The organism is Methylophaga sp. UBA3192, from assembly GCA_002363955.1.
Classification (GTDB): Bacteria; Pseudomonadota; Gammaproteobacteria; order Nitrosococcales; family Methylophagaceae; genus Methylophaga.
Genome location: DEXE01000003.1, coordinates 406846 through 428524, shown reverse-complemented (window position 1 = coordinate 428524; position 21679 = coordinate 406846). Strand labels below are relative to the sequence as shown.

26 protein-coding genes are annotated in these 21679 nt (G+C 46.8%); 25 read left to right on the top strand and 1 reads right to left on the bottom strand.

Annotation, left to right across the window (positions count from 1 at the left end; genetic code table 11):
- Positions 1-67: 67 nt before the first annotated feature.
- Positions 68-1537, top strand: coding sequence for a glucose-6-phosphate dehydrogenase (gene zwf, locus B2337_RS03685; protein WP_292362334.1), 1470 nt, complete (start codon positions 68-70; stop codon positions 1535-1537).
- Between the two features lie 62 nt (positions 1538-1599).
- Here zwf and asd read toward each other — a convergent pair whose 3' ends face one another.
- A complete protein-coding gene (asd, locus tag B2337_RS03680) occupies positions 1600-2337 on the bottom strand; it encodes an archaetidylserine decarboxylase (RefSeq protein ID WP_292414016.1) in 738 nt (245 codons plus the stop codon).
- Between the two features lie 240 nt (positions 2338-2577).
- Between asd and B2337_RS03675 the strand changes: the two genes are divergently transcribed.
- From B2337_RS03675 to B2337_RS03560, 24 genes are all read left to right on the top strand, one after another.
- Positions 2578-2985 (top strand): flagellar basal body-associated FliL family protein, encoded by a 408-nt coding sequence (locus tag B2337_RS03675; RefSeq protein WP_292362332.1) that lies wholly within the window; start codon positions 2578-2580, stop codon positions 2983-2985.
- A 49-nt stretch (positions 2986-3034) separates the two neighbouring features.
- Positions 3035-3538: a flagellar basal body-associated FliL family protein gene (locus B2337_RS03670; RefSeq protein WP_292362331.1), complete on the top strand. Its 504-nt coding sequence runs from the start codon at positions 3035-3037 to the stop codon at positions 3536-3538.
- A 2-nt stretch (positions 3539-3540) separates the two neighbouring features.
- Complete coding sequence (fliM, locus tag B2337_RS03665; protein WP_292362330.1) at positions 3541-4563, top strand: flagellar motor switch protein FliM; 1023 nt, start codon at positions 3541-3543, stop codon at positions 4561-4563.
- A complete protein-coding gene (gene fliN, locus B2337_RS03660) occupies positions 4560-5018 on the top strand; it encodes a flagellar motor switch protein FliN (protein ID WP_292362329.1) in 459 nt (152 codons plus the stop codon). Before fliM ends, fliN begins: the two co-directional genes overlap by 4 nt.
- A gap of 65 nt (positions 5019-5083) precedes the next feature.
- Positions 5084-5434: a flagellar biosynthetic protein FliO gene (gene fliO / locus B2337_RS03655; protein ID WP_292414015.1), complete on the top strand. Its 351-nt coding sequence runs from the start codon at positions 5084-5086 to the stop codon at positions 5432-5434.
- Positions 5431-6168: a flagellar type III secretion system pore protein FliP gene (gene fliP, locus B2337_RS03650; protein WP_292362327.1), complete on the top strand. Its 738-nt coding sequence runs from the start codon at positions 5431-5433 to the stop codon at positions 6166-6168. Before fliO ends, fliP begins: the two co-directional genes overlap by 4 nt.
- A gap of 2 nt (positions 6169-6170) precedes the next feature.
- A complete protein-coding gene (fliQ, locus tag B2337_RS03645; RefSeq protein WP_292362326.1) occupies positions 6171-6440 on the top strand; it encodes a flagellar biosynthesis protein FliQ in 270 nt (89 codons plus the stop codon).
- A gap of 2 nt (positions 6441-6442) precedes the next feature.
- The gene (fliR, locus tag B2337_RS03640; protein WP_292362325.1) at positions 6443-7225 is read left to right on the top strand and encodes a flagellar biosynthetic protein FliR; all 783 of its coding nucleotides are present in this window, start codon (positions 6443-6445) and stop codon (positions 7223-7225) included.
- Complete coding sequence (gene flhB / locus B2337_RS03635; protein ID WP_292362324.1) at positions 7218-8357, top strand: flagellar biosynthesis protein FlhB; 1140 nt, start codon at positions 7218-7220, stop codon at positions 8355-8357. Before fliR ends, flhB begins: the two co-directional genes overlap by 8 nt.
- A 3-nt stretch (positions 8358-8360) precedes the next feature.
- Positions 8361-10439 (top strand): flagellar biosynthesis protein FlhA, encoded by a 2079-nt coding sequence (flhA, locus tag B2337_RS03630; protein WP_292362323.1) that lies wholly within the window; start codon positions 8361-8363, stop codon positions 10437-10439.
- Positions 10440-10454: 15 nt separating this feature from the next.
- The gene (gene flhF, locus B2337_RS03625; RefSeq protein WP_292362322.1) at positions 10455-11651 is read left to right on the top strand and encodes a flagellar biosynthesis protein FlhF; all 1197 of its coding nucleotides are present in this window, start codon (positions 10455-10457) and stop codon (positions 11649-11651) included.
- Complete coding sequence (locus B2337_RS03620) at positions 11644-12516, top strand: MinD/ParA family protein (RefSeq protein ID WP_292362321.1); 873 nt, start codon at positions 11644-11646, stop codon at positions 12514-12516. Before flhF ends, B2337_RS03620 begins: the two co-directional genes overlap by 8 nt.
- Before the next feature lies 1 nt (position 12517).
- Positions 12518-13246: an RNA polymerase sigma factor FliA gene (locus tag B2337_RS03615; protein WP_414673655.1), complete on the top strand. Its 729-nt coding sequence runs from the start codon at positions 12518-12520 to the stop codon at positions 13244-13246.
- A 16-nt stretch (positions 13247-13262) separates the two neighbouring features.
- Positions 13263-13652 carry a chemotaxis response regulator CheY gene (cheY, locus tag B2337_RS03610; protein ID WP_292362319.1) on the top strand — a complete coding sequence of 130 codons (390 nt, stop codon included), beginning with the start codon at positions 13263-13265 and terminating at the stop codon, positions 13650-13652.
- Positions 13653-13671: 19 nt separating this feature from the next.
- Positions 13672-14403, top strand: coding sequence for a protein phosphatase CheZ (locus B2337_RS03605; protein ID WP_292414013.1), 732 nt, complete (start codon positions 13672-13674; stop codon positions 14401-14403).
- 12 nt (positions 14404-14415) lie between these two features.
- Complete coding sequence (locus B2337_RS03600; protein WP_292414012.1) at positions 14416-16392, top strand: chemotaxis protein CheA; 1977 nt, start codon at positions 14416-14418, stop codon at positions 16390-16392.
- 8 nt (positions 16393-16400) lie between these two features.
- Positions 16401-17438: a protein-glutamate methylesterase/protein-glutamine glutaminase gene (locus B2337_RS03595; RefSeq protein WP_292414011.1), complete on the top strand. Its 1038-nt coding sequence runs from the start codon at positions 16401-16403 to the stop codon at positions 17436-17438.
- 2 nt (positions 17439-17440) lie between these two features.
- Positions 17441-18181 carry a flagellar motor protein gene (locus tag B2337_RS03590; protein ID WP_292362315.1) on the top strand — a complete coding sequence of 247 codons (741 nt, stop codon included), beginning with the start codon at positions 17441-17443 and terminating at the stop codon, positions 18179-18181.
- Positions 18182-18185: 4 nt separating this feature from the next.
- The gene (gene motD / locus B2337_RS03585) at positions 18186-19100 is read left to right on the top strand and encodes a flagellar motor protein MotD (protein WP_292414010.1); all 915 of its coding nucleotides are present in this window, start codon (positions 18186-18188) and stop codon (positions 19098-19100) included.
- Positions 19097-19891, top strand: coding sequence for a ParA family protein (locus B2337_RS03580; RefSeq protein WP_292362313.1), 795 nt, complete (start codon positions 19097-19099; stop codon positions 19889-19891). The genes motD and B2337_RS03580 overlap by 4 nt, the downstream gene beginning before the upstream one ends.
- A complete protein-coding gene (locus tag B2337_RS03575) occupies positions 19884-20465 on the top strand; it encodes a chemotaxis protein CheW (RefSeq protein ID WP_292362312.1) in 582 nt (193 codons plus the stop codon). Before B2337_RS03580 ends, B2337_RS03575 begins: the two co-directional genes overlap by 8 nt.
- Before the next feature lie 106 nt (positions 20466-20571).
- Complete coding sequence (locus tag B2337_RS03570) at positions 20572-21051, top strand: chemotaxis protein CheW (protein ID WP_292362311.1); 480 nt, start codon at positions 20572-20574, stop codon at positions 21049-21051.
- Positions 21052-21059: 8 nt separating this feature from the next.
- Positions 21060-21236, top strand: a complete 177-nt coding sequence (locus B2337_RS03565) for a hypothetical protein (protein WP_292362310.1) — start codon at positions 21060-21062, stop codon at positions 21234-21236.
- 18 nt (positions 21237-21254) lie between these two features.
- Positions 21255-21641: a DUF2802 domain-containing protein gene (locus B2337_RS03560; protein ID WP_292362309.1), complete on the top strand. Its 387-nt coding sequence runs from the start codon at positions 21255-21257 to the stop codon at positions 21639-21641.
- The last annotated feature ends 38 nt before the right edge of the window (positions 21642-21679 follow it).

The window sequence follows — 21679 nt, the reverse complement described above, 5'->3', positions numbered from 1 at the left end:
AAAATTGTACAATTACCCAATTATATACGCTCAAAGGCACAGTCACAGCCTTGTAACGGGAGAAACCATGCAACCTTGTACTATTGTTATTTTCGGCGCCACCGGCGATCTATCCCAGAAAAAACTGCTTCCGGCTTTGTATCATTTACAAGCTGAAAATCGTTTGACGGATGATACCCGTATCATTTGTATGGGTCGTAAAGAAAGCACTCAACAGGAGTGGCAAGACCTGGTCACAGAATACGTTAGTCCGCGAGTTCGCGGCGGTATCAATGACGACTTACTGCAAAACTTCCTGAAGAAAGTGCACTATTTCAAATGTGATATCAATGAAGCTTTCAGCTATCACGAACTGAAAAAGCTGATTACTACGCCGGAAAATGGTTTCTCTCAAAATATCGTTTTTTACCTGTCCATCAGTCCCTCTTTATTCAGCGTGGTTGGCGATCAGCTCTCTGCCGTTGGTTTAAATCAGGAAACTGATGGCTGGCGTCATTTAGTCGTTGAAAAACCGTTTGGTTACGATCAGAAAAGTGCGGCCGAACTGGAACGCATCCTGCGCAAAAACTTCACTGAAGAGCAGACTTACCGGATTGATCACTATCTGGGTAAAGGCACGGTTCAGAATATCTTTGTATTCCGCTTTGCCAATCTGTTGCTAGAGCCTTTATGGAATCATAAATATATCGATCACGTACAAATCACGCATGCCGAACAGCAAGGTGTCGGTGGACGTGCCGGTTACTATGATGGATCCGGTGCATTGCGTGACATGATTCAAAGTCACTTGTTACAGGTGATGGCACTGGTGGCAATGGAACCTCCTGCCGATATGGATGACGAATCGTTACGTGATGAAAAGGTAAAAGTCCTGAAATCGATTCGTCCAATTACCAAAGATATCGTCGACCAGCATGCTTTCCGTGGCCAATATGCAGCAGGCGAAATCAACGGTAAACCGGTGAAAGGTTATCTGGAAGAAGATGATGCGCCGGCCGGCAGTGTGACTGAGACTTATGCTGCGATGAAAGTCTATATTGATAACTGGCGCTGGCATGGTGTGCCTTTCTATCTACGTACCGGCAAATGTATGCCTGAATCCAAAGCGATGATAGCCATCCGCTTTAAAAAACCGCCATTGGAATTGTTTAAAGACACCAAAGTGGGTGAAAGTCACGCCAACTGGATTGTCATGGGGCTGCAACCGGACAACACCTTGCGTATTGAATTACAGGCCAAACAGCCCGGACTGGAAATGAAGGCGCATACCGTTGGCCTGGAAACAATGGAATCTGACGACAACAAGCACAAGCTTGACGCTTATGAAGCCTTAATTCTGGACGCTATCCAGGGTGACCGTTCACTGTTCCTGCGTGCCGATGAAGTCAATCTGGCCTGGAAAGCTGTTGATCCGATTCTGGAAAAATGGGCGGAAGAACAGGACTTTGTCCACACTTACAAAGCTGGTACCTGGGGCCCTGAAGAAGTGAAATGTTTACAGGACAATCCATGCCATGCATGGCGTAATAACGTTTAAATGATAAGCCAAAAAAACCGGACATTGTCCGGTTTTTTTTAGCATTGAATTTTGTAAAGAATTCAGGTCAGAGCCTGACCCAGTTTTATCTTCATCTCAGCTTTCCATTCATCTTTCCAGGCCGGTGCATCCGCTGGAAGCAATAACACCACCGTAGAGCCCATATTGAAACGGCCCATCTCCTCTCCTTTATTCAGACGAATATTCTCGTTCGCATAATACCAGTCCAGAATATCCTTCGTGTAAGGCGGTGTAATCTCACCTTCGTGCCACAAAGTTTCCATACTGCCAACAAAAATAGCACCCACCAGAATCAACGCCACAGGCCCAAAATCTGTCTGAAAAATACTTACCACACGCTCATTACGCGCAAATAATCGTGGAACACCACGCACAGTCAGTGGATTCACAGAAAATAATTTACCGGGGACATAACGCATCCGCGTCAGTTTTCCGGAAATCGGCATATGGATTCGATGATAATCACGTGGCGACAGATAAATCGTGGCGAATTTACCATTATCAAATTTTTCGGCTAACTCCTGATCTCCACCGAGTAACTCCAGTGCTGAATAATCATGTCCTTTGGCCTGAACTATTCTGCCTGAATCAATAGCTCCTAGTTGGCTGATACAGCCATCTACCGGAGAAACAATAACATCGCTACCAATCGCAACGGGTCTGGTTTCAGCTTTAATCTTGCGCGTGAAAAAAGCATTGAAGTGTTCATATGAATTGATATCGGGATTTACGGCTTCTGTCATATCCACCTTGTACTGGCGAATAATGATTGAGATCATGCGATTCTTCAGCCAGGTGCTCCGGCATCGACAAAGTCGGTGCATCAATCGTGATAATAAATGTTGTGGCAGACAGTATTGAGGCAACGTCAGCCAGAAATCTTTTTTACTCGTCCCGGCCGCCTCAGTTCGCTGTAGATTGTTATTAGACAAATTGCCCCCTTTCACGCATTACCCAAGCTTGTCATAATCAAACACTGATATCACTAGCCTCTATCGTATATAGGAGTATACCAAGTCATGAAGAATCTGCTGCAAGCATTGATGATCACATTGCTCAGTTTCACCAGCTTTGCCAGTTATGCGGCAGGTGACCAATCAACGAAACCGTTGTATTACGTTATTGAAGAACCTTTCACCATTAACTTTTTGCGGCAAAGTGAAGAAAAAGCTCGCTACCTGCAAATCAAAGTGGCATTAAAGTCCAATGACCCCGCCATTCTTAATAGTGCAGATAGTAATCTGCCGATGATTCAGGATTCACTTCGTATCCTATTTGCAGAGCAGAATATGAATACCGTGAAAAGTATTGAAGGTCGCAGCCGGCTTCAACAAGAAGCCTACGAACGTATCAAAGCGATTTTTGAAGAGGAAACCGGTAACAGCAATCTTGAAGCGGTTTATTTCACCACCTTTCTCTGGCAATGATCAGGCATGGTATTTGCTTAACACATTTTATCGATAGGACGTAAACAACATGGCAGAAATACAGAAAGATATCGAACTGAAACAGGGTATGAGTAAAAAAACCAAAATCATTCTGATTATTGGCATTGTAGTACTGCTGGCTGCGATTGGTGCCGGTGTTTACTGGTGGTTGAATAAAGATGCAGCATCAGCCGATTCGGCAGAAGCCACGACTGCGCCGAAAGCCACGCCAATCTATCATGAAGTGGCGTCGCCTTTTATTGTTAACTTCGCAGAGCAAAGTAATGATCAGGTTCGCTATCTGCAAATCAAGATGAAAGTAATGGCGCGCGATCAGGCATCTATTAATCTGTTTGCCTTGCATGAACCTGCTCTGGTACATGAGTTATTAATGTTGTTTTACAGTCAAAATTATGACGTTCTCAGTACCACTGAGGGAACACAGGCTTTGCAGCAGGAATCACTGGAAACCATCAATACGTTCCTCAAGCAGCAGGACAACGCCATCACCGGCCTTGAAGCCGTTTATTTCACCAGTTTGGTAATGCAATAGTTATGGCCGTTCACGATATATTGTCGCAGGATGAAGTCGATGCACTGCTGAATGGTCTTGGCGGCGACGAGATCAAGCAAGATAAGCCAGAATTAGATGAACATGGCAAACCACGGCGTTATGACTTCGGAAATGAAGAACGCATTATCCGTGGACGCATGCCAACGCTGGAAATGATCAATGAGCGATTTGCCCGTTATCTTCGCATTAATTTATTCAACATGTTGCGCCGTTCTGCTGAGATTTCCGTAGGTGGCGTGCAGGTGATGAAGTTTTCCGAATATGTGCATACCCTGTTTGTACCTACCAGTCTCAATCTGATTCAGTTACATCCGTTACGTGGTACCGGACTCATCGTGTTTGAACCAAAACTGGTATTCACTATATTAGACAATTATTTTGGAGGCGAGGGCCGCTTTCAGGCACGTATTGAAGGCCGGGAGTTCACCGCAACCGAACTGCGTGTTATTCGCATGGTGCTGAATTTATGCTTTAACGATCTCACTGAAGCCTGGTCTCCGGTGATGCCGGTAAAATTCGAATTTGTGAATCATGAGGTTAATCCCCAGTTTGCCAATATTGTCAGCCCCAGCGAAGTAGTGGTTATTTCCACCTTTCATATTGAGCTGGATGGCGGCGGCGGGGATTTGCATATCACGCTACCCTATTCCATGCTGGAGCCGATTCGTGAGTTACTCGACACCGGTCTGCAAAGTGATCGCTCAACCGATGATGGGCGCTGGGCCAAATCAATGCGTGAAGAACTGATGCTGGCAGATGTCAATCTATCGGCAACACTGGCACAAACCAAGCTCACTTTGGAAGAAGTCCGTAAATTGAAGGTGGGTGATATTATTCCTATCACCATGCCCACAACGGTCACCACGATGGTGGAAAATATACCGGTATTTCGTGCCACCTATGGTGAACACAACGACAAAGCAGCGTTAAAAATCACCTCAATTATTGAACATCCGAAAGATACTACACCAAGTTATCAGCTGACAAAGGCTAAAAAATCATGAGTGAAGATACAAAACAATCCGATCAGGATCTGGCCGACGAATGGGCCGCCGCACTGGAAGAGCAAGTCGATGACGATACTGCGGAAGATCCCTGGGCGGCCGCACTGGAAGAACAGGCTGAAGCGGAATCTTCTACCGCACAAGCCAGTCCGGCTCCTATGGACAAACTGGATGATGAAGGTAAACCACGAACGGATGTAAATCTGGATATGGTGCTGGATATTCCGGTCACCATTTCAATGGAAATTGGCCGTACCCGCATCAGTATCCGCAACTTGCTGCAATTAAGTCAGGGTTCGGTAGTTGAGCTGGATCGGCTGGCGGGTGAACCGATGGACGTATTGGTAAACGATACCTTGATTGCCCATGGTGAGGTAGTCGTGGTTAACGACAAATTCGGTATACGTCTGACCGATGTTATCAGCGCCGCAGAGCGGATTAAAAAACTGCGATGAGATATTGGCAAGTCATTTCGTTGAACTCTGTTGCGTTGTTCCCACTATTGGTCAACGCGGAAACCATGAGTTCCACACCGGTCAATGCCAGTACGCTGTTACAGACGATTTTTGGCTTGATTGTGGTACTGGCGATAATTGTGTTTTTAGGCTGGATGCTTAAACGCAGTCAATTTTTTCACGCTGCACACCACGGCCAACTAAAAGTGCTGGGTGCTATTTCGCTCGGCACCCGTGAAAAAGCGGTTTTGATACAAGTGGGTGAACAACAGATTTTGCTCGGCGTCACACCACAACAAATCAATACTCTGCATACCTTGTCCGAGCCACTTTCCGTTCGGGAAACGCCTGTTAAAAGTGGTGATACATTTGCAGAACGTCTGAAACAAATGATGCAGCAACGAGGCAATCAATGATACGTCTCGGATTATTGTTTTTATGTCTCTTTTTACCCGGAATGGCATTGGCCGAACCCGGTATTCCGGCTCTGACCTTATCCACTGGCGAAGACGGATCGCAAAGTTATTCATTAACTCTGCAAATTCTGGCGTTAATGACCGTACTGACCCTGTTGCCGGCAGCATTGTTAATGATGACCTCGTTTACCCGGATCATTATTGTGCTGGCAATCCTGCGTCAGGCAATGGGGGTGCAATCCACGCCCTCCAACCAGATCATGATTGGTCTGGCATTGTTTCTGACCTTTTTTATTATGTCTCCGGTCTTCAGCAATGCCTATGAAAATGGTGTTAAACCCTATCTTGACGGCGATATTGAAGCTACCGCTGCTATTGAACAGGTCAGCCAGCCATTTCGTGAATTTATGCTGGCACAAACACGCGAGAGTGATATCGAACTATTCGCCGAAATTGGGGGTTATGCCGCGATTGAAAGTGCAGATGAAGTTCCGTTCACGCTGTTGTTACCCGCATTTGTCACCAGCGAATTAAAAACCGCTTTTCAGATTGGTTTTCTGATTTTCGTACCCTTTTTAATCATTGACTTGGTGGTTGCCTCAGTGTTGATGGCGATGGGGATGATGATGTTGTCACCCATGCTGATATCCCTGCCCTTCAAACTGATGTTATTCGTGTTAATTGATGGCTGGGCACTGCTGATGGGAACGCTGGCCTCCAGCTTTTATATTTAGCCATGACACCTGAAACCGTATTAACTGTCATGCAACAAACGCTCGAAGTGATTACGCTGCTGATCGTTGTTATCCTGATCCCGGCATTAATCGCCGGTTTATTGGTCAGCATGTTTCAGGCAGCGACATCTATTAACGAACAGACACTGAGTTTCATCCCCAAATTACTGGTGACGATTCTGGTGTTAATGGTGGCCGGGCCGTGGATGCTAAGTTTGGTCACCAATTATACGGTTCGACTGTTTGAAAACATTCCCTACCTGATCGGTTAGCCATGAACCTGTCAATCGCAGAAATCAGTGCGATGCTCGGTGCTTACATACTGCCGCTATTTCGCATAGGCGGTATGGTCATGGTAGCCCCCATATTCAGCAGTAATTTTATTAACGTCCGAACCCGCCTGATAATTGCGCTGGCCATCACTTTAGTGGTGGTTCCCACCATCAATACACCTATCCCTGTCGTTTCACCTCTGAGCGCAGAAGGTATTTTGCTGATCGCAGAACAGATCATGATTGGCATTTGTATGGGCTTTATGTTGCAACTGCTGATCAATGCATTCATTGTCGCCGGTCAGGTTATTGCCATGCAGATGGGCCTCGGTTTCGCGTCTATGGTCGATCCGCAAAACGGCACAACTGTCCCGGTCATCAGTCAGTTTTATATGATCTTTATCACCCTGATGTTTCTCAGCATCAATGGGCATTTAGTATTAATACAGGTAATGGCAGAAAGTTTTATTACCCTGCCGATTGGCAATGGCGGTATTGCAGCTGAAAGCTTTCGTGATATCGCCAGTCTGGCCAGCTGGATGTATGCCGCAGGTGTTATTATTGCCTTACCTGCAATTGGCTCTTTAATGATGGTGAATCTGGCGTTCGGTATTTTGTCACGTGCCGCCCCGCAAATCAGTCCCTTTTCGATTGGTTTTCCACTGACAATAGGCCTGGGGTTTGTGATTATTTACATCACCTTGCCTGCAGTTGGAAATCACCTGGTTAACTTTGCTGATCAAATGCTGCAAATGACGCGAATGCTGGTACAGAACAATGGCTGAGCAGGATAGCGGCCAAGAACGCACAGAAGACCCCACGGGCAAACGACTCCAGGATGCCCGGGATAAAGGTCAGGTTCCCCGCTCTCAGGAGTTAAGCACTGTCGTGGTATTGGTTGCCAGTGCAGTGGGAATGTTATTTGTCGGTGGTAATTTGATCAGTAGTCTTGGCGAAGTCATGACACAATCATTTTCACTTAATCGCAAGCTGATCATGGATCCACACATGATGGCACAACAGTTAATCTTTGCCTTGAAAATCATGGCATTGGATGTCCTTACCTTCCTTGCGATTACATTGATAGCCGCCTTATCAGCTCCGGCATTGATTGGCGGGTGGAATTTTTCTGCCCAGGCAATGGGGGTCAAGCTGGAAAAGATGAGTCCTCTTCGCGGCTTAAAACGTATTTTTGGTCCACAGGGACTTGTGGAACTTGGTAAAGCCCTGGGTAAATTTTTACTCGTTGGCAGTATTGGCACCTTAATTTTGTGGAGTCTGCGTGACCGATTATTGACACTGGGACGACAGGAAGTTCAAATCGCCATGACCGAGTTGGGCTATATCGTGCTGTGGGGATTTTTAGCCATTTGCGCCAGCCTGATTTTGATTGCGTTGATTGATGTTCCCTTTCAGAAATGGAATCACACCAAACAACTTCGTATGACAAAACAGGAAGTTAAAGACGAAAACAAAGAAACTGAAGGCAGCCCTGAAGTGAAAGGACGGATCCGCAGAATGCAGATTCAGTTGTCACAGCAACGCATGATGCAGGACGTGCCCAAAGCCGACGTTATTATCACCAATCCAACCCACTATGCAGTGGCCTTACGTTATGACCAGACAAAATCCGGCGCACCTGTTGTGCTGGCAAAAGGCACCGATCTGATTGCGCAACAGATCAGAATGGTCGGTGATCACCATGAAGTACCCATTATCTCTGCTCCGCCACTGACTCGTGCCGTCTATTACAGCACCGAAATCGGTCAGGAAATTCCATCTGGTCTATATATTGCAGTAGCCCAGATACTGGCGTTTGTCTTCCAATTGAGACGTTACAAAAATACTGGCGGAAATAAGCCAAATCTCAATACGGAAGACTTGCCAATACCTGATGAATTTAAACGAGATGAGTAGTCAATGGAGAATACAAGCCTGACAAGCCGTTTAGGTGGGGTTTTAAACGGTAATGTCGCGACACCAATGTTTCTGGTGGCATTGTTGGCCATGGTGGTCATTCCCCTACCCGCGTTTATGCTGGACATGTTGTTCAGCTTTAATATTGCTTTATCACTGACCATCGTGCTGGCCAGTGTTTATGTACGTAAACCGTTGCAGTTTGCTGCTTTTCCAACCATCCTTTTATTGGCTACGCTATTAAGACTCGCCTTAAACGTAGCCTCTACCCGTATTGTTCTTCTTGAAGGTCACACCGGAACGGCCGCAGCGGGTGAAGTTATTGAAGCGTTTGGTGAATTTGTAATCGGTGGTAACTATGCGGTCGGTCTGGTGGTGTTTGCCATCCTGGTTATCATCAATTTTGTGGTGGTCACCAAAGGTGCTACCCGTATTGCTGAGGTTAGTGCCCGTTTTACCTTGGATTCAATGCCCGGTAAACAAATGGCGATCGATGCTGACTTGAATGCCGGCTTGATTGATCAGGATGAAGCCCGTCGGCGTCGTGAAGAAATCATGCAGGAATCGGATTTTTACGGTTCGATGGATGGTGCCAGTAAATTTGTTCGTGGTGATGCCATTGCCGGTATTCTGATCCTGTTTATCAACATCATTGGCGGTTTTGTCATTGGTGTTCTGCAACATAGCCTGAGCTTTTCAGAAGCGGCGCATAATTACACTCTGCTGACCATTGGCGATGGTCTGGTTGCACAAATTCCTTCTTTATTACTGGCTGCTGCAGCCGGGTTATTAGTTACCCGCTCGACTGCTGACCAGGATATTGGTGAGCAGATTTTCTCTCAACTGTTAAAAGAGCCCAAAACACTGGCCATCACCTCCGGCATTATTGGCGGAATGGGTTTAATTCCCGGTATGCCAAATGTGCCATTTTTATTATTGGCGGGAGCCGGTGCCGGCAGCGCCTGGTTAATTGCACAGCGTCAAAAAGCCGCCACGCTTGCCGCCGCTCCACCTCAACAACAGGAATCCAGTCGAGAACAACGTGAACTGAGTTGGGATGACTTAAGCCCTGTTGATCCGATTGGCCTGGAAGTGGGTTATCGCCTGATTCCGCTGGTCGATAAAAATCAGGGTGGCCAATTGATGAATCGCATTAAAGGCATCCGCAAAAAGATTTCACAAGAAATGGGTTTTTTAATTCCGCCAGTACATATACGCGATAATCTGGATCTGTCCCCAACAGCCTATCAAGTCACGCTTTTTGGTGTGACCTTCGGTGAGGCGGAGGTGTATCCGGATCGAATGCTGGCGATCAATCCGGGACAGGTGTTTGCTCAGCTAGAAGGTATCCGCACCACCGATCCGGCATTTGGTCTGGATGCCGTATGGATTGAACCCAGCCAACGTGAGCACGCCCAGGCTCAGGGATACACCGTAGTTGATGTGGATACTGTGGTCGCCACCCATTTAAGCAAAATTCTGCAAAACCATGCACATGATTTACTGGGTCGCGAAGAAGTACAGCATCTGCTGGACAATCTCGCCAAAATTGCACCGAAACTGGTAGAAGGTCTGGTACCTGACACCGTGCCATTAGGCACCGTACAAAAAGTATTGCAGAACCTGTTACAGGAAAATATTCCAATTCGTGATATTCGCACCATTAGCGAAGCCATTGCCGAGCAAGCTGCACGCAACCCTGACCCAGAAGCCATTACCGCAGCAACACGGATGGCACTGGCTCATTCCATTGTGCAGCACATAAATGGCACCCAGCCTGACTTGCCTATCATCACGCTGGATCCAGAGCTGGAACAGATATTGCTAAAAACATTACAGGCATCTGGAGAAGGTGGTGCAAGTCTGGAACCAGGACTCGCAGAGAATATGCACAAAAATCTGCAAGAAGTGGCGCAACGACAGGAAATGTCTGGTGAAGCCGCCATATTGGTGGTTCAGGCAGGATTAAGGGGGTGGATTTCCCGCTTTATCCGTCATGCGATTCCAGGACTGCATGTGCTCTCCTACAACGAAATTCCAGATGATAAACAAATACGCATTGTGGCAAATGTGGGTCGATAACAAGAAGGTGATGCGATGAAAATTAAACGTTTCCAGGCAGCAGATGTACGTCAGGCCATCCGCGAAGTACGGGAAGTACTGGGGCCGGATGCCGTTATCCTCTCTAATACACGAGTAGATGGAGGAGTGGAGATTGTGGCAGCAACCGATTATGACGAAACGCAATTTCGACGCCAGGCTGCTGTTACTCGTCCGGTAAAAGAAGAACCCAAAATTGAAATCGATCCGACTCAACCTGCGGCCCCCGCATACGTCGCACCACAGCAGAATATCTGGTCGCAGGAACCGACACTGGTGCAAATGCGCAAGGAAATTGCCAGTTTGCGGGATATGTTACAAAATCAGCTGTCAGATTTGACCTGGAAGGATATGGCCAGACAGAGTCCGACGCAGATGCAGGTTTTACAGCGACATATGCGTATGGGGACGGAGGTTGAGCTGGCCAAACAGCTGGTCACAACAAGTCAGGGAATTGATGATCTGGAAACAGCATGGCGTCAGTCTTTAGGCAAATTAGCCGCACAAATCCCATTGTCTGATCAGGATATCATCGAAAAAGGCGGCATTATGGCGCTGGTGGGGCCGACTGGCGTGGGTAAAACCACCACCGTTGCAAAATTAGCCGCCCGTTGCGCTTTAAAACACGGAGCACGACAGGTAGGTTTGATTACCACTGACTGCTATCGCATCGGTGGCCAGGAACAACTTCGAAGTTATGCCCGTATTCTGGGGGTATCCTTAAGAGTAGCACGCAACCATCAGGAGCTCGGTGAAGCATTGAACGATATGCTTGATCGCCGGTTTATCCTGATCGATACTGCAGGTATGAATCCACGTGATATGCAATTAACCCAAAAAATTGCCATGTTAATGCAACATTCGCCTCGCATACGACATTTCCTGACGATTTCGGCAACCACCCAAAGTCATGCCCTGAGTGATATCATTAAGGCGTTTTCGCACCTTAACTTAAGCGGCTGCATCCTGACGAAAACCGATGAAAGCAGCAGTCTGGGTGGTGCGGTATCAGCAATTATTCGCCATCAATTGCCACTGGCCTATGTCTGTGATGGTCAACAAGTGCCTGAAGATCTCGGTTTGGCACGCCCTAACAGCTTAGTGAATCAAGCGAGCGAATTGATGCAATCTGAACAACAAGCACTGGATCCTCAAACCGTATCCAGTTATGGAGGTTTTGCCGCTTATGGCTGACGCGCCCCTAGACCAGGCAAGTGGTTTACGAAAAATGACTCACGTGCCGAAACCGGTAAAAGTAATCGCTATTGCCAGTGGCAAAGGTGGTGTCGGTAAAACCAATGTGACCGTTAATATTGGTGTCGCCCTTGCAACGCAGGGAAAGAAAGTCGTTCTGCTTGATGCCGATCTCGGTTTAGCCAATATCGATGTGATGCTAGGCTTACATCCGCAATTCAATCTTCTGCATGTATTGGAAGGCGATAAAAGCCTGAAAGATATTATGGTGGATGGCCCTTCCGGATTACAGATTATTCCCGCCGCTTCCGGTGTTAAGAAAATGGCCGAGCTCAGCCCGGCTGAACATGCCGGCATGATCCAGGCTTTCAGTGAACTGGATGAACACATTGATATTCTACTTATTGATAGTGCAGCCGGTATTGCAGACAGCGTAGTCAGTTTCACCAAAGCCGCTCAGGAAGTCATTGTGGTGGTCTGTGATGAGCCCGCGTCAATCACCGATGCTTATGCCCTGATAAAGTTACTGAGTCGCGAACATGGCGTTGAACGTTTTCATATTATTGCCAATATGGGACGCAGTATTCAGGAAGGTCGCGAATTATTCGATAAAATATCCCTTGTCTGTGATCGTTTTCTGGATGTGACCTTGAATTTTATGGGTATTGTGCCTTTTGATGAAGACCTTCGCCGGGCGGTTAAAAAGCAGCGTGCTGTCGTCGAATTTTTACCACGTAGCAAATCGGCCACCGCATTTCAGCATCTGGCAAAAAAAATCGATTACTGGCCGGTAGCCAAACAACCGAGAGGGAATATGGAGTTTTTTGTAGAGCGTCTGATACAGGCTAGTCTGGAAGCAGGTTAAGATGATTGGTGTAAGCATGTATTCCAGCCAAGTTTCAGAACTGAGTCAGCATCAGCTGATTGAGCAACATGGTGGTTTGGTTAAACGTATCGCTTACCATCTGGTTGCCCGCTTACCCCATACCGTAGATGTTAATGATTTAATTCAGGCTGGAATGATTGGTTTACTGGATGCCTCCAACCAGTATAAAGCCAGTCAGGGCGCCAGCTTTGAAACCTATGCCGGTATTCGTATCCGTGGTGCAATGCTTGATGAAATCCGCCGTAACGATTGGGCACCGCGATCGGTACATCGCAAAGCCCGTGAAATTGCCGAGGTAATGCATCAGCTGGAACAACAGCTTGGTCGTGCTCCACTAGAGCAGGAAGTGGCGGATGCGTTGCAAATGACTCTGGAACAATACCATCAGCAATTACAGGACGCTTCCGGTCATCAGGTATTCAGCCTGGATGATATGACTGATAATCAGCTGACCGATGGTGAGTCGTTTGGCAGTGATGATATTGGCCCGGCGGAAATCACAGAAAATAATAATTTTGAACAGGCTCTGACCGAAGCAATAGGCGCCCTGCCAGAACGTGAACGGCTATTGATGAGCCTGTACTATAATGAAGAATTAAATTTAAAAGAAATCGGTGAAGTACTCGGCGTCAGTGAGTCACGTGTCAGTCAAATCCACACGCAAACTGTGGTGCGATTGCGTAGTAAACTTCGCGATTGGATGCAGTAAATTTGGGAGGTATACCTTGGATAAAAATATGAAAATCCTCATTGTGGATGACTTTTCTACAATGCGACGGATTATCAAAAATCTATTACGCGATCTGGGCTTTAATAACACTGTTGAAGCCGATGATGGTTTAACCGCCCTGCCTATTTTGAATGCCGGCGGTATCGACTTTCTGGTAACCGATTGGAATATGCCTGGCATGCAGGGAATTGACCTGCTTAAAACAGTGCGTGCCGACCCTAAATTATCAACCTTGCCGGTATTAATGGTGACTGCTGAAACCAAAAGGGAACAAATCATTGAGGCAGCCCAGGCTGGCGTCAATGGTTATATTGTCAAGCCTTTTACTGCCGCAACCCTTAAAGAAAAAATAGAAAAAATATTTGAACGTATTAACGCGCAATAAATAAGCTGGAAAGGACATTATGGACGCTCTGAATAAAGCAGAACAACTTAAGGCCGCCCAGGCTCTTATCGAAGCTATCGAACAGGAAGACGATAGTCGCATTAAAACAGAATTGATGGCCTTAACCAACGCACGTGAAAGTGAACTATTCCAGCATATTGGCAAACTGACCCGTGAATTGCATGAAGCACTGAATAACTTCAAAGTCGATGCCCGGCTGGTCGATCTCACCCACATTGACATGCCGGATACCCGTGATCGTCTGAATTACGTTATTGAAACCACCGAAGAAGCTGCACATAAAACTTTAGGATATATCGATAAAACCCTGCCTTTGGCTAATGAATTGAAACAAACTGCCGCTAAGCTCAATGAAAGCTGGCAACGCTTTCGAAATCGGGAGATGTCAGCAACAGAATTCCGTGATTTAAGCCGGGAAATTGAAGCTTACTTACCTGTGGTGAATACGCATGCTGGAGAGATACATAATAACCTTTCTGAAATGACGCTGGCACAGGGCTTTCAGGACTTAACCGGACAAGTTTTACGCCAAGTCATTGGACTGGTGGAAGAAGTTGAAAACAATCTGGTGAAGCTGGTTAAGGTGGCAGGACAAACTCAGCAAAGTGGGGAAACGAAAGTCGTGGACCCATTAAAAGCAGAAGGACCGCAGATAAACGCTAAAAATAAACCGAATGTGGTCAACAGCCAGGACGATGTGGATGATTTGTTATCCAGTCTTGGTTTTTAGAAGGACAGGAGCATGGCCTTAGATACAGATGATGAGATTCTGCAGGATTTTCTGGTTGAGGCAGAAGAGATTCTTGATGGATTGAATGAGCAATTGGTTGCTCTGGAAACACAACCTCAGGATAAAGATTTACTGAATTCCATTTTTCGGGGCTTTCACACCATCAAAGGTGGTGCTGGATTTTTAAGTCTCGAGGCTATGGTTAATCTGTGTCATAAAGGCGAAGATGTTTTTAATCTGCTGCGCCAGGGTGAACGCCTGGTTGATGCCGATATGATGGACACCTTTCTCAAGGTGCTGGATATTCTGAACAGTATGTTTGCAGAGGTTAAAGCCGGTTCCTACCCGACTGAAGCTGATCCGGTAATAATTCAGCAACTGGCAGCTTACCTATCAGGCGATGCGCCTCCAGTGGTGGCTGAACCTGAACCTGAGCCCGAACCGGAAATCACCGTCCCTGCGGCAGATAATGTTGCAAGTGATGAAATCACTGATGACGAATTTGAAGCACTATTGGATCAGCTGCATGGCAATGCCCCGCCAGGCATAACACCTCCAGCAGATCCACCAAAGACTGACCCCGTAAACACGTCCGGTGATGACGAAATCTCCGAAGAAGAATTTGAAGCGTTGCTGGATGAATTACAAGGAAAAAAACCAGCAGCCAAACCCACTCCACCAGCAAAGCCCGCTGCCGAAGCAGCGAGCCCGCCTCCCAGCCCACCGAAGCCTGAAACAACGCCAAAGGCGGTTGACGATGGAGACTCAGTTACTGCTGTAAAACCGGCCGCTGCCGCTCCACAGGCAAAGGCTGCAGCAGACACCAGTGTACGTGTGGATACCGCCAGACTGGATGACATCATGAATATGGTGGGTGAGCTGGTTTTGGTACGCAATCGTATTAATACGCTAGAAGCCGCCTTTGAAAATGAAGAAATGGCCAAAGCTGTCAATAATCTGGCTGTGGTCACCGGTGACCTGCAAACTGCTGTGATGAAAACACGGATGCAACCCATTAAAAAGGTATTTGGTCGTTTTCCCCGGGTGGTACGTGATTTGGCTCGCAGCCTGAAAAAAGACATCAATCTTGAATTACGCGGTGAAGAAACTGATTTAGATAAAAACCTGGTCGAAGCCTTAGCCGATCCATTAGTACATTTGGTTCGCAATGCGGTTGACCATGGTGTTGAAATGCCGGATATCCGTGAAGCTTCAGGCAAACCCAAACAAGGCCAAATCGTCCTCGCTGCCGCACAGGAAGGGGATCATATTTTGTTGACCATCTCTGATGATGGCGCCGGCATGAACCCGGAAATATTGCGTCGTAAAGCCGTTGAAAAAGGCATGATGGATGAAGAAGCAGCCTCCAGACTGACCGAATCAGAATGCTTTGCTTTGATCTTTGCACCGGGCTTTTCAATGAAACAGGAAATATCTGATATTTCAGGTCGCGGTGTAGGGATGGATGTGGTCAAAACCAGTATTTCCAAACTGAACGGCGTCATTGATATTCAATCGGAAATCGGTAAAGGTACAACGCTTTCTATCAAAGTCCCATTGACCTTAGCCATCATGCCTACCTTAATGGTGATGCTGGGTAATCAAATCTTTGCTTTTCCACTGGTCAGCGTAAATGAAATTTTTAATCTGGACCTGAATAAAACCAATACCGTAGATGGTCAGCAAACTGTTATTGTACGAAACAAAGCCCTGCCACTGTTTTATTTACGCAAATGGCTTAATAAAGGTAATGTTTCAGAGTCTAAAGCAACAACTGAACATGTGGTTATAGTCAATGTCGGCACCCGTAAAGTGGGATTCGTTGTTGATCAGTTAATCGGTCAGGAAGAGGTGGTTATCAAGCCCCTCGGCGCCTTACTCCACGGCACTAAAGGCTTTGCAGGAGCAACTATTACCGGCGATGGCCGTATTGCGCTTATTCTCGATTTTCCAGAGTTAATGAATACCTACGCACATCGAAATTATTAAGGATATTTGTGACTGTTAAGGTACTGATTGTTGATGATTCAGCTTTTTTCCGCCGGCGACTGACTGAAATCATTAATGCCGATCCACGACTGGAAGTCATTGCCAGTGCAGCCGATGGTATGGAAGCCGTGGAAATGGTATCCCGTTACAGACCGGATGTTATTACCATGGATCTGGAAATGCCTTTACTGGATGGAATCGGTGCGGTCAAAAAAATTATGCGACGACGCCCTACCCCGGTATTGATGCTGTCGACCTGGACGACGGAAGGAGCCAAAGCTACGCTGGATGCATTAGACGCGGGAGCAATGGACTTTCTCCCAAAGCGTTTTGAAGATTTAGCGCAGGACAAAACCCGTGCCCGACAAAAATTATGTGATCGGATCAATTTTCTGGCAACCCATGCAAATCCGCATAAACAGACTTCTGTTGCCAAAACAACTGAGCTGACTCACCCTCTCATTCCGGCAGAAAAGAAAAAAATTGAATTAGTGGTGATTGGCACGTCAACGGGAGGACCTGTTGCCCTGCAAAATGTGTTATCACAACTACCGGCCAACTTCCCCTTCCCAATTGTTTTACTTCAGCACATGCCGGCAACATTTACACCATCTTTTGCTGAACGCTTAAATTCACAATGTGATATTCGTATTAAAGAAGCTCAGCAAAACGATGTATTACGCCCAGGAATCGCCTATCTGGCCCCTGGAGGTCAACAGCTTTTACTGAAAGGTCGGCGTGGACAACTTTACCTGCAAGTCGACCCTGGTCCAGAAAATGCGACTTACAGACCCTGCATCGACGTTACGCTTGAATCCGTTTCTCAGGTTTGTCCTGCGCAGACCTTGACCATCATCCTCACTGGAATGGGAGCGGATGGATGTGAAGGGGCGATAAAAATGCATCAGAAAGGCTCGACCATTTGGGCTCAGGACCAGCAAAGCAGTACCATCTATGGTATGCCTATGGCTGTCGCCAAAGCGGGTGTTGCGGATAAGGTTCTGAGTCTTACTGAGATTGGTAAACTACTGACGGCGTTCAAATAGCGATGGATATCCTCAGCATACTCGGCTTACTGATTGGATTTGGCGCCATCATCGTCGGCCAGTATCTGGAGGGTGGTCATCTCGATACTATTCTGAATGCCGTAGCCTTGTTAATCGTACTGGGTGGTACACTGGGGGCAGTCATGCTGCAGACGCCGATGAATACCTTTATTCGGGCCCTGAAAATGACCGTATGGATTTTCAAGCCCCCCCAACAATCGGCTAAACGCTTACTTGATAAAATTCTTGACTGGAATCAGATTGCCCGCAGAGAAGGGTTACTTCGTCTGGAAGCCATGGCCATGGAAGAAACTGATATCTTCACTCAGAAAGGTCTGCAACTGATTGCCGATGGTGCCGAGCCGGAAATCATTCGCGAAATACTGGAAACCGATCTCGATATCATGGAAAACAATGATCTGCAGGCGGCTAAAGTCTATGAAGCCATGGGAGGCTATTCGCCAACCATCGGTATCATTGGTGCAGTGTTAGGACTCATTCATGTTATGGGTAATCTGGCGGATCCCTCTTCACTTGGTTCGGGTATCGCCGTGGCATTTGTTGCCACCATCTACGGTGTCGGGTTGGCAAATCTATTGTTTTTACCGATGGGAAATAAACTTAAAACATTGGTACAACGTCGCACCCAATTACAAATGATGTTGATAGATGGCTTGATCAGCGTGGCTGATGGCGATAATCCGCGCAATATCGAGAGCCGTCTGCAGGCTTATCTGGGTTAGCCTGATGGCCCGTAGAAAACGGCATGAAGAACACGAAAACCACGAACGCTGGTTGGTGTCCTATGCTGATTTTATCACTTTGCTGTTTGCTTTCTTTGTAGTGATGTATTCCATTTCATCAGTGAATGAAGGCAAATACCGTGTTTTATCAGAAACACTGGAAAGCGTCTTTTCACAACCTACTCGCAGCAGTGACCCGATTCAGATTGGTGAAGTCAGCCGTGGACAAGGTGAACGTGTCGCTTCGCCGGGTAAGCCGGAAGTACCGGATTTTGAAATTGAACTGCCTGAACTGCCTAGGGAACGCCCTCCTGTTTCCGAGCAAAGTTTGCGCACCATCAACGATATCTCGCAGCAACTCAGCAACGCGCTTGCTGATTTAATTACCAATGAAGATGTCAGTATCAAGCAAACTGAAGACTGGCTGGAGGTGGAGATCAATTCCAATTTTCTGTTTGCCAGTGGTGATGCCCGTTTGGCCCGTGAGGCTGTACCGGTAATTGGTCAGATTGCCGATGTACTTGCCCTGGTCGCCAATCCACTACAAGTAGAGGGATTTACTGATGATCAACCGATTAATACACCGCGTTTCCCGTCAAACTGGGAGCTGTCAGCTGCCAGAGCGGCCAGTGTAGTGAATTTATTGGATCGCTTTGGTATTCAACCGGGCCGTATGTCAGCCATAGGTTATGGTGAGTTTAAACCAATTGCGGATAATGAGACCGAATTAGGCCGCCAAAAAAACCGCCGGGTGGTACTGGTTATTCTGGGAAGCCAGGAGAGCCGAAGAACCCTCGAAGTGTTTGATGAGCAATTGAATCGCAGTGAAACAGAGTCTGAAAACAGTATTACCCCCATTACTGACAGCCTGCCTCCTCCTGTGCTGGTACCCTCCGTTACTGGCGAAGTATCTCCATGACGGTCTGGGCGATTGCCAATCAAAAAGGTGGTGTCGGCAAAACCACTACAGTGGTCAGCCTGGCCAGTCATCTTGCCAGAAAAGGTCATTCCACATTACTACTGGATATGGATCCGCACGGTTCGTTAACCACTTATTTTGGGTTTGATCCCGATAATATCGATCACAGTATCTACACTTTATTTCAACAGTCAGACCAGCAACCGCTCAACGCTATTTTCAAAACACTCAAAAAAACCAATCAGGATAATATTTACCTTTTACCCGCCGCAACGGCCATGGCAACCCTGGATCGCCAACTCAGTATCCAAAGCGGTAAAGGCCTGGTCATTCACAAAACCTTAAAGCAACTGAATGAGCGATTTGAGTATGTGCTGATAGACTGCCCGCCTATGCTGGGTGTTTTAATGGTCAATGCGCTGGCTGCCTGTGATGAGTTATTGATACCGGTACAAACCGAGTTTCTTGCCTTAAAAGGGCTTGAACGCATGTTGCATACCCTGCAGTTAATCAATCATTCCCGCCAGCACAAACTTCCGTACCTGATTGTGCCAACGATGTTTGATCGCCGTACCCGTGCCGGCGTTCAGACATTGCGTAAAATGCAAAAGGATTATGAAGAAAACCTCTGGCAGGATGCTATCCCGATTGATACACAATTTCGTGATGCCAGTAAGTCTGGCATTCCTCTGCCTGCACTCAACCCAGAAAGTCGTGGCAGTATGGCCTATGAACGATTAATGAAAAAACTCACTAAAGCCCCAGCGGCAAAGCCCGGTCAAAATGTCTAAACCAATCCAGATTAAAGAACCAGAGCAAGCCTTGACAGCCTATCTGCAGGAGCTGTTACTGGACAGCGAACCGGAGACTTTGGAACACGTTGCAGTTGAAATAACTGAAACGGTGCCTGAGACTGAGCCCGGGATTATTGCCAGCCTCGCGAATACTTCTGACAAAGACACCCAGGCTTTATTATTTGAAGTGGCTGGTATGCAACTGGCGTTAACCCTGGATGAACTGGACGGCATAGAGAACTGGCCCGAAGAAGGTCTGTCACAGCTTCCTGGTCAGCCAGACTATATCGTTGGCACCCTAAGCCGCCCTAAACAGCATACTCAAGTAATTGATTTAACAACATTAATTACCAATAAATCAAGTAATTCAACAGATAACCGTTACATATTACTGGTGAACAATAAACAGCTGGGATTGGCTGTATCCACTATCCGCCATGTGGTTACGCTGGAGAGTGAAAATGTGCGTTGGCGGCGGGAACCGGGACAGAGACCCTGGCTGGCAGGTATGCTAATGTCACCTTTAAGCAGTATTATTTCATTAACAGAACTGTTAAAAATATTGCGATAACCGAATATAAAACTGGCACAGACTGTGCTTTGATGCTTATAAACACAGAACGTCATAAATTTGGCAGCCACTTATGTGCCAATATTTTGTGAATAAGGAAAATACAATGAGTGAGCAAGATAATCAGGCTGGTAATGACCCTATTCTGCAATGGGTGACTTATCAAATGGAGCAGGAAGTCTATGGCATCAATGTGATGCAAGTACAGGAAGTGCTGCGCCCGACTGAAATTGCGCCTGTACCGGGAGCTCCGGATTATGTGCTCGGCATTATCAATCTGCGTGGCAATGTAGTCACCGTGATCGATACTCGCAAACGGTTTGGTTTGTCCTCCCGGGAAGTCGATGAGGAGTCGCGCATTATTATTGCTGAGGTAAGCGGTAACGTCATCGGCATGCTGGTCGACAGTGTGGCTGAAGTTGTTTACTTGCATCAATCAGAAATAGACACGGCCCCGAATGTCAGCAGTGATGACAGTTCACGCTTTATTCAGGGAGTGTGTAGCCGTGATAAAAACCTGTTAATTCTGGTTGATGTCAACAAGCTGCTTAATGATGACGAAATAGCGGATATCGCCAGTTTCTGATGTAAATCATGGCAGACGAAATTCATCCAACCCAGCCACTTGTTCCCACCACCCGAGTGGACAATCCGGCGGATGAGAAACGACGCCATAAACCAAAGCAACAGGATGAGAAGGCACAAGAAGACGCTGATGAGGTTAAACCTAAACGGCCGCCTAAAACCGGCATTATTGATGAATATGTGTGATGTCTCAGGAGACATATCATGATGTTATATATCTTATATAGTTTGGTAGGTTTGCTGGGAATTGTGCTGCTTGTTACCAGCTACCGTTTCTTTCGCTTGAGTCGAGTTCAGGCAAGCCAAATCAGCTCTCTGCAGCAGCAGTTATCAGCGTTATGCAGCGCAGCAGTAGGCTCTGATGAACGTATCGTCCGATTTGAACAGGCCTTAATGAAGATTCGTGATCAGCAAAAAAGCATGGATCTCGGTCAACCACAACAACATAGCTATGAGCATGCAATTCGGCTGGCCAGAAAAGGGGTCGATATCAATCAACTTATTGATAATTGCAATCTGAGTGAAGAAGAGGCACTGCTGATTACCCGGTTGCACGGAGCACAGCGTCATTCGGCTACCGATTTGCATTAGGCTATGTTGATCTTTACGTAAGCACTTCAACTTTGTAA